The following is a 12,515-nucleotide window of genomic DNA, read 5'->3' as shown; positions in this document are numbered from 1 at the left end:
GCTGCGGCCAGCGCCTGGGTCATGAAGTCGACAAACGCGTTGACCCAGGCGGACTGGTGTGGTTGTGGAGATTTAACGCAGGGCTTCCACAACGAAGTCGAGCCGGTCCTGACCGAAGAACAACTGGTTGTCGATGAACATGCTCGGCGCACCGAAGACGCCACGCTTCACGGCGGTTTCGGTGTTGTCCTTGAGCGCAGCCTTGACCGCTTCATCGTTGGTCAATGCCAGTACTTCTTCAGGATTGAAGCCATGTTCGGTCAGCACGGCGGCAACTGTTGCCGGCTCATCGAGGGCGCGGCCTTCAACCCACAGCGCTTTGAACAGGCAATCGATGAATGCCAGGAAGCGATCCGGATAACGCAGTTGAATGCCGGTGACCGCGCGCATCAACATCAGGGTATTGATCGGGAAATGCGGGTTGAATTTCAGGGGCACGCCGTAGCGTTTGGCGTAGCGGTCCAGGTCCTGAAACATGTAACGACCCTTGGCCGGGATCATTGCCGGCGACGCGTTGCCGGTGGCTTTGAAGACGCCGCCCAGCAATATCGGAATGTAGATCAACTGGCTGCCGGTTTCAGCGCAGATTTTCGGCAGTTGAGTATACGCCAGGTAGGTGGCGGGGCTGCCGAGATCAAAATAGAACTCCACGGTTTTGCTCATGTTCGCTGCACTCTGTTTTTGTTCTTGGTGGGATTACCAGCGTTCGTTCCACGGGCGCAGATCCAGCTCGAACGTCCAGGCGTCCCGTGGCTGGCTATGCAGATACCAGTAGTTCTCGGCAATGTGTTCGGGGTCGAGGATACCGTCCTGATCTTTGGTGGCATATTTGTCAGGGAAGTTGTCGCGGATGAAATCGGTATCGATGGCACCGTCGACCACAACGTGGGCGACATGAATGTTCATCGGGCCAAGCTCTCTGGCCATGCTTTGTGCCAGAGCCCGGATACCGTGCTTGGCTCCCGCGAATGCGGCAAAACCCGAGGCGCCCCGCAGACCAGCGGTGGCACCCGTAAACAGGATCGTGCCGCGACGGCGGGTCACCATCCGTTTGGCGACTTCCCGGGCATTGAGAAACCCGGAGAAACAGGCCATCTCCCAGATCTTGAAATACTTGCGAGCGGTTTCTTCAAGAATGCTGCAGGGCACGTTGGCGCCGATGTTGAAAACGAATGCTTCAATCGGTCCGAGGCGGGTTTCGATATCTTCAATCAGCGCAATTACGTCTTCTTCCTTGCGCGCATCGCAGGCAAAACCGTGGGCTTCACCGCCGTCCATCTGAATGGCTTCCACCAAGGGCTGCAAGTTGTCGGCGCTGCGCCGCGTGACGCAAGCGATGAAACCTTCTTTGGCAAACCGCCTAGCAATGGCGCCGCCCGTGGCGTCACCTGCGCCGACAACCAACACGACCTTCTTGTTATTCATGGGTGGATCCCTTTAGTAAACGATCGTTAAGTGAACGAACGTTATGCTAGGATTTGCTCAGCGTCAAGGCACTCAATGTGAGGACAGAACATGCGGTATTCCGCCGGTCATAAGCTGGAAACCAAAGAAAAGCTCCTGCAAAGCAGCTCGTTGTCTGCGAAAAAAAATGGGTTTTCATCAATGGGCGTCGATGGTCTGATGAAGGCGATCGGCCTGAGTGGGGCGGCGTTTTACAGCCACTTCTCGTCCAAGGATGCTCTGTTCGCGGCTATCGTCGAGCGCGAGTTATGCCAGAGTCTGGAGCGGTTGGGCGGGCAGGGTGCGCATGATCGCGAACGGCTGGAGCGGTGCCTGAAGCTGTATCTGAAAATGGCTCATGTCGAGCAGCCTGAACTGGGCTGTGCATTACCGGCTCTGGGCGCCGAGATTGCGCGGTCGGACGTCGTTGTGCGGGAACAGGCTGAGCTGTGGATTTGCAAGCTTCAGGAGAGTTGGGCGCAAATTCTGGAAAGTGACAGCCTGGCCTGGGCAATTCTGTCGCAATGCGTCGGGGCACTGGTGGTGGCGCGTATGCTGGCGTCGCCCAGGATTCAGCAGCGGGTGCTGGATTCCTGTCGTGAAGAGATCGGGATCCAGCTCGGCGCTTCGCGAACGCAGTAGGGGCGATGATTTATTTGCAGATGACGATCATGCTGCGGCTGGTATAGCCGGCGGGGTTGAGGCCAAAGGGATAATCACCTGGCTCTTCCACGGTGTCGCCAGATTTTGCAATGACCTTGTAGCCCTTCGGCGCGCAAGAGTTCGCGGCGCTGGCGTAGCACTTGTCCCAAGAGGAGGACAACCCCGAACAGTTGATGTGCAGCCCTTTCTTGCCGTGTTTTACGTGGGTCTTCGACGTCGCCGCGCAGCCCGCAACGGCGAGTATGGCCATCAGTATCAAAATTCGTTTCATTACCGTCCTTATGGCCGCCTCGAGTCTGACGCTCGGGTCTGCCTGTATGCGCTCTCGCTTGAAGCGTTCCGATATCCCTATCCGAAAAAATCCATGTCTGGCATTGGGTTGCGAGGCTAAACATGGCCTAAATGAACGCCAATTGCCAGACCTTCGTAAAATCCTCTTTCAATCTGCCGCGATGGCGGGTTTAGAGGTGCTGCCCATCGTCATGGTTGCTCCTACGGAGGCCAGAATAATGCACAGGATCGCCATCCATTGTGACAAAGAGAGGTATTCCTGAAGGAAAAGCAGACCCGAGAGTGCGCCGAAGGCCGGTTCGATGCTCATAAGCGTGCCAAAGGTGCGGGCGGGCATGCGGGTGAGGGCGACCATTTCCAGTGTGTAGGGGAGAGCTGTGGAAAGGATCGCGACCCCGATAGCGATGGGGATCAATGCGGGTGTCAGCAGTGCGCTGCCGGCGTGGACGATGCCTATGGGGGCGACGAACAGGGCTGCGATCATCACACCAAGTGCCGCAGTGGTCACGCCGTTATCTGCGCCGGCCTTCTGGCCAAACAGGATATACAACGCCCAGCACGCGCCGGCTCCCAGCGCATAACCTGCACCGACCAGATCGATACCCGTTGCCGTGGCGCCGGTCGGTATCAACAGCAACAAGCCGATGGCAGCCAGGGCAATCCAGAGAAAGTCGATCGCGCGACGCGAGGCATAGATAGCGACTGCCAGCGGACCCGTGAACTCCAGCGCGACTGCGATGCCGAGCGGAACGGTGCGCAACGACATATAGAAAAGGAAGTTCATGCCGCCTAGTGCCATCCCGTAGATAATCACTGTGCGCAGTGATTTGGCTGTCAGCTTCGCTCTCCAGGGTTTGAGCAATAACAGCATGATCACGCTGGCGAAGATCAGGCGAAGGGTAGTAGTACCTTGGGCTCCAACGATAGGGAACATGCTTTTGGCCAGCGAAGCGCCGGACTGGATTGATGCCATGGCTATTAATAGCAGGCCAACCGGGAACAGAGTTGAGGCAAGGCTGCGAGGTTGATCGTTCATTGCGTGGCATCATCCGAAGAGTAGCTGTTGTATTGGGCAATATAGTGCGCACTCGCCAAGCCCCCGTCTATAAAGAAGCGGTCTTTTTCCTTCTCTTGATAGAAAACTCAAATTAATGGTTGACGGCAGATTCTGAGTCTCTATAATTCGCACCACTTCCGGCGCAGTCGAAACGGAAAACTCTTTGAGATTCAATGAGTTAAGTAGGTTTCGAGGGTGGGTCGCTTCAGTTCATCGAAGCCTGGAAAGAGTTGGAAATGCCGGTTTTTCTGGTGCTTTCAACGGTTCGATCTTCTCGGTCGAAAGCGGAGAAAAAGAGGTGTTGACAGCAGCGTGTAACGCTGTAGAATTCGCCTCCCGCTAACGAGAGATCGGAAGCGCAAGTGGTTGAAGTTGTTGAAGAAATCTTCGAAAACTTCTGAAAATAATCACTTGACAGCAAATGAGGCTGCTGTAGAATGCGCGCCTCGGTTGAGACGAAAGATCTTAACCAACCGCTCTTTAACAACTGAATCAAGCAATTCGTGTGGGTGCTTGTGGAGTCAGACTGATAGTCAGAAAGATTATCAGCATCACAAGTTACTCCGCGAGAAATCAAAGATGTAACCAACGATTGCTGAGCCAAGTTTAGGGTTTTCTCAAAACCCAAAGATGTTTGAACTGAAGAGTTTGATCATGGCTCAGATTGAACGCTGGCGGCAGGCCTAACACATGCAAGTCGAGCGGATGAAGGGAGCTTGCTCCTGGATTCAGCGGCGGACGGGTGAGTAATGCCTAGGAATCTGCCTGGTAGTGGGGGACAACGTTTCGAAAGGAACGCTAATACCGCATACGTCCTACGGGAGAAAGCAGGGGACCTTCGGGCCTTGCGCTATCAGATGAGCCTAGGTCGGATTAGCTAGTTGGTGAGGTAATGGCTCACCAAGGCGACGATCCGTAACTGGTCTGAGAGGATGATCAGTCACACTGGAACTGAGACACGGTCCAGACTCCTACGGGAGGCAGCAGTGGGGAATATTGGACAATGGGCGAAAGCCTGATCCAGCCATGCCGCGTGTGTGAAGAAGGTCTTCGGATTGTAAAGCACTTTAAGTTGGGAGGAAGGGTTGTAGATTAATACTCTGCAATTTTGACGTTACCGACAGAATAAGCACCGGCTAACTCTGTGCCAGCAGCCGCGGTAATACAGAGGGTGCAAGCGTTAATCGGAATTACTGGGCGTAAAGCGCGCGTAGGTGGTTCGTTAAGTTGGATGTGAAATCCCCGGGCTCAACCTGGGAACTGCATCCAAAACTGGCGAGCTAGAGTATGGTAGAGGGTGGTGGAATTTCCTGTGTAGCGGTGAAATGCGTAGATATAGGAAGGAACACCAGTGGCGAAGGCGACCACCTGGACTGATACTGACACTGAGGTGCGAAAGCGTGGGGAGCAAACAGGATTAGATACCCTGGTAGTCCACGCCGTAAACGATGTCAACTAGCCGTTGGGAGCCTTGAGCTCTTAGTGGCGCAGCTAACGCATTAAGTTGACCGCCTGGGGAGTACGGCCGCAAGGTTAAAACTCAAATGAATTGACGGGGGCCCGCACAAGCGGTGGAGCATGTGGTTTAATTCGAAGCAACGCGAAGAACCTTACCAGGCCTTGACATCCAATGAACTTTCCAGAGATGGATTGGTGCCTTCGGGAACATTGAGACAGGTGCTGCATGGCTGTCGTCAGCTCGTGTCGTGAGATGTTGGGTTAAGTCCCGTAACGAGCGCAACCCTTGTCCTTAGTTACCAGCACGTAATGGTGGGCACTCTAAGGAGACTGCCGGTGACAAACCGGAGGAAGGTGGGGATGACGTCAAGTCATCATGGCCCTTACGGCCTGGGCTACACACGTGCTACAATGGTCGGTACAAAGGGTTGCCAAGCCGCGAGGTGGAGCTAATCCCATAAAACCGATCGTAGTCCGGATCGCAGTCTGCAACTCGACTGCGTGAAGTCGGAATCGCTAGTAATCGCGAATCAGAATGTCGCGGTGAATACGTTCCCGGGCCTTGTACACACCGCCCGTCACACCATGGGAGTGGGTTGCACCAGAAGTAGCTAGTCTAACCTTCGGGAGGACGGTTACCACGGTGTGATTCATGACTGGGGTGAAGTCGTAACAAGGTAGCCGTAGGGGAACCTGCGGCTGGATCACCTCCTTAATCGACGACATCAGCTGCTCCATAAGTTCCCACACGAATTGCTTGATTCATTGAAGAAGACGAAAGAAGCAGCCCGAAATTGGGTCTGTAGCTCAGTTGGTTAGAGCGCACCCCTGATAAGGGTGAGGTCGGCAGTTCGAATCTGCCCAGACCCACCAATTTTGTGTGGGAAACGCCTGTAGAAATACGGGGCCATAGCTCAGCTGGGAGAGCGCCTGCCTTGCACGCAGGAGGTCAGCGGTTCGATCCCGCTTGGCTCCACCACTACTGCTTCTGAAGTAAGAGCTTAGAAATGAGCATTCCATCGTTGTGATGGTGAATGTTGATTTCTAGTCTTTGACTAGTTCGTTCTTTAAAAATTTGGGTATGTGATAGAAAGATAGACTGATGGCCACTTTCACTGGTGGTGATCAGGCTAAGGTAAAATTTGTGAGTTCTCTTAGTTGAGAAATTCGAATTTTCGGCGAATGTCGTCTTCACAGTATAACCAGATTGCTTGGGGTTATATGGTCAAGTGAAGAAGCGCATACGGTGGATGCCTTGGCAGTCAGAGGCGATGAAAGACGTGGTAGCCTGCGAAAAGCTTCGGGGAGTCGGCAAACAGACTTTGATCCGGAGATGTCTGAATGGGGGAACCCAGCCATCACAAGATGGTTATCTTGTACTGAATACATAGGTGCAAGAGGCGAACCAGGGGAACTGAAACATCTAAGTACCCTGAGGAAAAGAAATCAACCGAGATTCCCTTAGTAGTGGCGAGCGAACGGGGACTAGCCCTTAAGTGGCTTTGAGATTAGCGGAACGCTCTGGAAAGTGCGGCCATAGTGGGTGATAGCCCTGTACGCGAAAGTCTCTTAGTCATGAAATCGAGTAGGACGGAGCACGAGAAACTTTGTCTGAATATGGGGGGACCATCCTCCAAGGCTAAATACTACTGACTGACCGATAGTGAACTAGTACCGTGAGGGAAAGGCGAAAAGAACCCCGGAGAGGGGAGTGAAATAGATCCTGAAACCGTATGCGTACAAGCAGTGGGAGCAGACTTTGTTCTGTGACTGCGTACCTTTTGTATAATGGGTCAGCGACTTATTTTCAGTGGCGAGCTTAACCGAATAGGGGAGGCGTAGCGAAAGCGAGTCTTAATAGGGCGTCTAGTCGCTGGGAATAGACCCGAAACCGGGCGATCTATCCATGGGCAGGTTGAAGGTTAGGTAACACTGACTGGAGGACCGAACCGACTACCGTTGAAAAGTTAGCGGATGACCTGTGGATCGGAGTGAAAGGCTAATCAAGCTCGGAGATAGCTGGTTCTCCTCGAAAGCTATTTAGGTAGCGCCTCATGTATCACTGTAGGGGGTAGAGCACTGTTTCGGCTAGGGGGTCATCCCGACTTACCAAACCGATGCAAACTCCGAATACCTACAAGTGCCGAGCATGGGAGACACACGGCGGGTGCTAACGTCCGTCGTGAAAAGGGAAACAACCCAGACCGTCAGCTAAGGTCCCAAAGTTATGGTTAAGTGGGAAACGATGTGGGAAGGCTTAGACAGCTAGGAGGTTGGCTTAGAAGCAGCCACCCTTTAAAGAAAGCGTAATAGCTCACTAGTCGAGTCGGCCTGCGCGGAAGATGTAACGGGGCTCAAACCATACACCGAAGCTACGGGTATCACGCAAGTGATGCGGTAGAGGAGCGTTCTGTAAGCCTGTGAAGGTGAGTTGAGAAGCTTGCTGGAGGTATCAGAAGTGCGAATGCTGACATGAGTAACGACAATGGGTGTGAAAAACACCCACGCCGAAAGACCAAGGTTTCCTGCGCAACGTTAATCGACGCAGGGTTAGTCGGTCCCTAAGGCGAGGCTGAAAAGCGTAGTCGATGGAAAACAGGTTAATATTCCTGTACTTCTGGTTATTGCGATGGAGGGACGGAGAAGGCTAGGCCAGCTTGGCGTTGGTTGTCCAAGTTTAAGGTGGTAGGCTGAAATCTTAGGTAAATCCGGGGTTTCAAGGCCGAGAGCTGATGACGAGTTGCCTTTAGGCGACGAAGTGGTTGATGCCATGCTTCCAAGAAAAGCTTCTAAGCTTCAGATAACCAGGAACCGTACCCCAAACCGACACAGGTGGTTGGGTAGAGAATACCAAGGCGCTTGAGAGAACTCGGGTGAAGGAACTAGGCAAAATGGCACCGTAACTTCGGGAGAAGGTGCGCCGGTGAGGGTGAAGCACTTGCTGCGTAAGCCCACGCCGGTCGAAGATACCAGGCCGCTGCGACTGTTTATTAAAAACACAGCACTCTGCAAACACGAAAGTGGACGTATAGGGTGTGACGCCTGCCCGGTGCCGGAAGGTTAATTGATGGGGTTAGCTAACGCGAAGCTCTTGATCGAAGCCCCGGTAAACGGCGGCCGTAACTATAACGGTCCTAAGGTAGCGAAATTCCTTGTCGGGTAAGTTCCGACCTGCACGAATGGCGTAACGATGGCGGCGCTGTCTCCACCCGAGACTCAGTGAAATTGAAATCGCTGTGAAGATGCAGTGTATCCGCGGCTAGACGGAAAGACCCCGTGAACCTTTACTATAGCTTTGCACTGGACTTTGAATTTGCTTGTGTAGGATAGGTGGGAGGCTTTGAAGCGTGGACGCCAGTTCGCGTGGAGCCATCCTTGAAATACCACCCTGGCAACTTTGAGGTTCTAACTCAGGTCCGTTATCCGGATCGAGGACAGTGTATGGTGGGTAGTTTGACTGGGGCGGTCTCCTCCTAAAGAGTAACGGAGGAGTACGAAGGTGCGCTCAGACCGGTCGGAAATCGGTCGTAGAGTATAAAGGCAAAAGCGCGCTTGACTGCGAGACAGACACGTCGAGCAGGTACGAAAGTAGGTCTTAGTGATCCGGTGGTTCTGTATGGAAGGGCCATCGCTCAACGGATAAAAGGTACTCCGGGGATAACAGGCTGATACCGCCCAAGAGTTCATATCGACGGCGGTGTTTGGCACCTCGATGTCGGCTCATCACATCCTGGGGCTGAAGCCGGTCCCAAGGGTATGGCTGTTCGCCATTTAAAGTGGTACGCGAGCTGGGTTTAGAACGTCGTGAGACAGTTCGGTCCCTATCTGCCGTGGACGTTTGAGATTTGAGAGGGGCTGCTCCTAGTACGAGAGGACCGGAGTGGACGAACCTCTGGTGTTCCGGTTGTCACGCCAGTGGCATTGCCGGGTAGCTATGTTCGGGAAAGATAACCGCTGAAAGCATCTAAGCGGGAAACTTGCCTCAAGATGAGATCTCACTGGAACCTTGAGTTCCCTGAAGGGCCGTCGAAGACTACGACGTTGATAGGTTGGGTGTGTAAGCGCTGTGAGGCGTTGAGCTAACCAATACTAATTGCCCGTGAGGCTTGACCATATAACACCCAAGCAATCTGTAGACTCGAAAGAGACCAGATTGCGGTGTGTGAAGACGAAAATGAACCGAAAGTTCGACGCTCACAAAACACCGACAGCTGTCACATACCCAATTTGCTGAAGCGAGGCCATCTGGCCACGACTCAGTACCCGAATTTCTTGACGACCATAGAGCGTTGGAACCACCTGATCCCATCCCGAACTCAGAAGTGAAACGATGCATCGCCGATGGTAGTGTGGGGTTTCCCCATGTGAGAGTAGGTCATCGTCAAGATTAAATTCCGAAACCCCAATTGCGAAAGCAGTTGGGGTTTTGTTTTGTCCGCAGGAAAGTGCCTGGAGGAAGCTGAAGCTCCAACCGTCACGATCGCAACCATTGGGGAAATCCCTCTGAAATGACCGCCCGGTTTTTGGTATGGTGCAGCTCGTTTTTTAACGGACTGATGTCACGCCTAAGGATCGGCGCTCATTTTTTTGTCAAAGAGTGGCTGCAGAAATGCCCGAACCCATCCCAATCAAAGATCACGAAAAAGAGACGCGGCTGGTCAACAAACGCCTGATCGCCTGTGCCTTGTTCGTCTTCGCCATTAGTTGCGCCTTGGTTGTGCGCCTGTACATCCTGCAAGTCGTCGAGTTCGACTATCACTCGACCATCTCCGAGAACAATCGCGTCCATGTACTGCCGATACCGCCGACACGCGGCCTGATCTACGATCGCAACGGCGTGTTGCTGGCCGACAACCGTCCCAGCTACAACCTGACGATCACAAGAGAGCGCGCGACTGACGTCAACCAGGAACTGGATGAAGTCATCAACCTTCTGCACCTGCCCGCCGAAGACCGCGCAGTCTTCGACAAGGCCATGAAGCAGTCGCGTCACCCGTTTACACCAGTGACGCTGTTCTACGAGCTGACCGAAGAACAGATCGCCGTGCTGGCAGTCAACGAGTTCCGCCTGCCGGGTCTGGATGTCGAGCCGCAATTCGTTCGTAACTATCCATTGGGCGCACACTTCGCACACTCGATCGGCTATGTCGGCCGTATCAACGAAAAAGAATCCAAGACCCTCGATTCTGTCGAATACCGTGGCACCCAATCCATCGGCAAGACCGGTATCGAACGCTTCTACGAGCCGCAACTGCACGGCCACGTCGGTTACGAGGAAGTTGAGACCAATGCTCAGGGCCGCGTACTGCGCGTGCTGAAACACACCGATCCGATACCAGGCAAAAACATTGTTCTGAGTCTCGACGTTAAACTCCAGGAAGCCGCCGAAGCCGCACTGGGCGACCGTCGCGGCTCGGTGGTTGCGCTGGACCCATCGACCGGCGAAGTGCTGGCCATGGTCAGCAACCCGAGCTTCGACCCCAATCTGTTCGTGACCGGTATCAGCTCCAAGGAATACTCCGCGCTGCGTGACTCCATTGACCGCCCGCTGTTCAACCGCGTGTTGCGCGGCCTGTACGCGCCCGGTTCGACGATCAAGCCAGAGGTGGCGATTGCCGGGCTCGACGCCGGCGTGGTCACGCCTCAGACCCGCGTCTTCGATCCGGGTTACTACCAACTGCCTGATTTCGATCACAAGTACCGCAACTGGAACCACAGCGGCGACGGCTGGGTGGACATGGACGCCGCGATCATGCGCTCCAACGACACCTACTTCTACGACCTGGCGCACAAGCTCGGCATCGATCGCCTGCACGACTACATGACGATGTTCGGCCTCGGCGAGAAAGTCTCGCTCGACATGTTCGAGGAGTCACCCGGCCTGATGCCGTCCCAAGCCTGGAAACGTGCAACTCGTCGTCAGGCCTGGTTCCCTGGCGAGACTGTGATTCTCGGTATCGGCCAGGGCTACATGCAAGTCACGCCACTGCAACTGGCCCAGGCCACTGCGTTGATCGCCAACAAGGGCGTCTGGAACCGTCCGCATCTGGCCAAGACCGTCGACGGTGTAGCACCGGTGGACGAACACCCGATGCCGAATATCCTGCTAAAGGATCCCCGTGACTGGGAACAGGTCAATCATGGCATGCAGATGGTGATGCACGACGCCCGAGGCATTGCCCGTGCGGCGGCGGCCGGTGCGCAATACCGCATCGCCGGCAAGAGTGGTACGGCGCAGGTGGTGGCGATCAAGCAGGGCGAACGCTACAACCGCGAGAAAACCCTTGAGCGCCATCGCGACAACGCCTTGTTCGTCGGCTTTGCTCCGGCCGAGCATCCGAAGATCGTGATTTCGGTGATGATCGAAAACGGCGAGGCCGGTGGCCGCGTCGCAGGTCCCGTAGTGCGGCAGATCATGGACGCCTGGCTACTCGACCAGGACGGTCACCTCAAGCCGCAATACGCGGCGCCGACCAAAGCGCCGGGCGATCCCCACGTGTAATCCGTCACAGCTTCACAGCACAGGCTCACGCAAGCTGAGCATGTGCTGGAAGCTGTCGAGGAACACCGTTTCAGCCTGAGTCATCTTCTGCTCGCGATTCCACAGCAGCTGAATATCGAAATCCACCACCCCATCCTCCGGCGGCAAACGCCACAGCAAGCCCTGTTCGACATCCCGTCGAACCAGGTGAATCGGCAAACAACCAATCCCGAATCCCGCACAGATCAGGCGATAAATTTCTTCGAAACTGGTGGAGGATGCGACGATCTTGCCGGTAAAGCCCTGTTGATCACGAAACAGCGTCAACGGCGAAAGATTGCCGCCGAGCTGATCACTGGTGAAGCTGACAAAGTTCTCTGCCGCGAGTTGCTCCAGCGTCAGATTCTGCTGCCCGAACAGCCGGTGCCGCTGCCCGCAAAAGTACGCATAGCGCTCACGAAACAAAACCCGTTGTTCCAGCCTCGGCTGCGGTAGACGACACAATCCGACACCTACCGTAGCGGTCTTTTGCAGCAATGAACTGATGATGTTCGAGCTGCCCATCACCTCGACTTCCAGCTCGATTTTCGGGTGAGTTTCGTGGAAATCCGCAAGAAACTCGTCGTAATGCCGCGCCTGCACGCCACTGACGGTGAGGATGCGGATCTTGCCGACAACGTCGTCATGGCGGTTCTCGACCACCGTGCCCAAACGGGAAATATCGCCGTAGATATCCGCCGCAATCCGCAGGACTTCTTCCCCGGTTTCCGTCAGATCAAAGCGCCTTCCACTGCGCGCAATCAACACACAATCCAGTTGTTCTTCGAGACGTTTCAACGCCTGGCTGACTGCCGACTGGGTGATGTGCAAGCGGGCAGCGGCACGGCTCATGCTGCCTTCCTGCCCGATCACCAGATACGTGCGGAGCAGGTTCCAGTCCAGCCGGTCATTGAGAAAACGTCGGCCAATCCAGGGATTTGCGGAGGAGGTCATGTAGTAGCCACGCTAATAGTAAAGATAAGTTTTTGAAAATTGACTAATCCTTTCACGGAAGCGATAAAGCCCACAAGCGCCACAGAGCGCGACCGTCAGCCGCCTCGACACCTGCCCAAAACTATAAAT

Annotated in this window: 7 protein-coding genes, 2 tRNA genes and 3 rRNA genes; 7 read left to right on the top strand and 5 right to left on the bottom strand. The window is 54.6% G+C overall.

Annotation, left to right across the window (positions count from 1 at the left end; genetic code table 11):
- Positions 1-72: 72 nt before the first annotated feature.
- Positions 73-663, bottom strand: coding sequence for a 2-hydroxychromene-2-carboxylate isomerase (locus tag K3819_RS20195; protein ID WP_039770330.1), 591 nt, complete (start codon positions 661-663; stop codon positions 73-75).
- A 33-nt stretch (positions 664-696) separates the two neighbouring features.
- Positions 697-1,425, bottom strand: coding sequence for an SDR family oxidoreductase (locus K3819_RS20190; RefSeq protein WP_221397829.1), 729 nt, complete (start codon positions 1,423-1,425; stop codon positions 697-699).
- 90 nt (positions 1,426-1,515) lie between these two features.
- Between K3819_RS20190 and K3819_RS20185 the strand changes: the two genes are divergently transcribed.
- Positions 1,516-2,085: a TetR/AcrR family transcriptional regulator gene (locus tag K3819_RS20185; RefSeq protein WP_221397828.1), complete on the top strand. Its 570-nt coding sequence runs from the start codon at positions 1,516-1,518 to the stop codon at positions 2,083-2,085.
- 10 nt (positions 2,086-2,095) lie between these two features.
- Here K3819_RS20185 and K3819_RS20180 read toward each other — a convergent pair whose 3' ends face one another.
- Positions 2,096-2,377: a hypothetical protein gene (locus K3819_RS20180; protein WP_221397827.1), complete on the bottom strand. Its 282-nt coding sequence runs from the start codon at positions 2,375-2,377 to the stop codon at positions 2,096-2,098.
- Between the two features lie 168 nt (positions 2,378-2,545).
- A complete protein-coding gene (rhtA, locus tag K3819_RS20175; RefSeq protein WP_064598184.1) occupies positions 2,546-3,433 on the bottom strand; it encodes a threonine/homoserine exporter RhtA in 888 nt (295 codons plus the stop codon).
- 657 nt (positions 3,434-4,090) lie between these two features.
- Here rhtA and K3819_RS20170 point away from each other — a divergent pair.
- The 6 genes from K3819_RS20170 to mrdA all read left to right on the top strand — a co-directional run bounded on the left by K3819_RS20170 (position 4,091) and on the right by mrdA (position 11,414).
- A 16S ribosomal RNA gene (locus tag K3819_RS20170) occupies positions 4,091-5,627 on the top strand.
- A gap of 81 nt (positions 5,628-5,708) precedes the next feature.
- Positions 5,709-5,785 (top strand) — tRNA-Ile (locus K3819_RS20165).
- Between the two features lie 30 nt (positions 5,786-5,815).
- Positions 5,816-5,891: transfer RNA gene (locus K3819_RS20160), tRNA-Ala, on the top strand.
- A 244-nt stretch (positions 5,892-6,135) separates the two neighbouring features.
- Positions 6,136-9,026, top strand: a 23S ribosomal RNA gene (locus tag K3819_RS20155).
- 157 nt (positions 9,027-9,183) lie between these two features.
- Positions 9,184-9,299: ribosomal RNA gene (rrf, locus tag K3819_RS20150) — 5S ribosomal RNA — on the top strand.
- The 16S, 23S and 5S rRNA genes sit together here with 2 tRNA genes alongside, the layout of an rRNA operon.
- Positions 9,300-9,521: 222 nt before the next feature.
- The gene (gene mrdA / locus K3819_RS20145; RefSeq protein ID WP_221397826.1) at positions 9,522-11,414 is read left to right on the top strand and encodes a penicillin-binding protein 2; all 1,893 of its coding nucleotides are present in this window, start codon (positions 9,522-9,524) and stop codon (positions 11,412-11,414) included.
- A gap of 12 nt (positions 11,415-11,426) precedes the next feature.
- Here mrdA and K3819_RS20140 read toward each other — a convergent pair whose 3' ends face one another.
- Entirely contained in the window at positions 11,427-12,386 is a 960-nt protein-coding gene (locus tag K3819_RS20140; protein ID WP_064381145.1) for a LysR family transcriptional regulator, read from the bottom strand.
- Positions 12,387-12,515 lie beyond the last annotated feature (129 nt).

It is taken from the genome of Pseudomonas sp. 3-2 (assembly GCF_019710535.1).
In the GTDB taxonomy this organism is placed as follows: domain Bacteria; phylum Pseudomonadota; class Gammaproteobacteria; order Pseudomonadales; family Pseudomonadaceae; genus Aquipseudomonas; species Aquipseudomonas pharyngis.
Note: the sequence above shows the minus strand (reverse complement) of the source record. Positions and strands in the feature narration are given on the sequence as shown.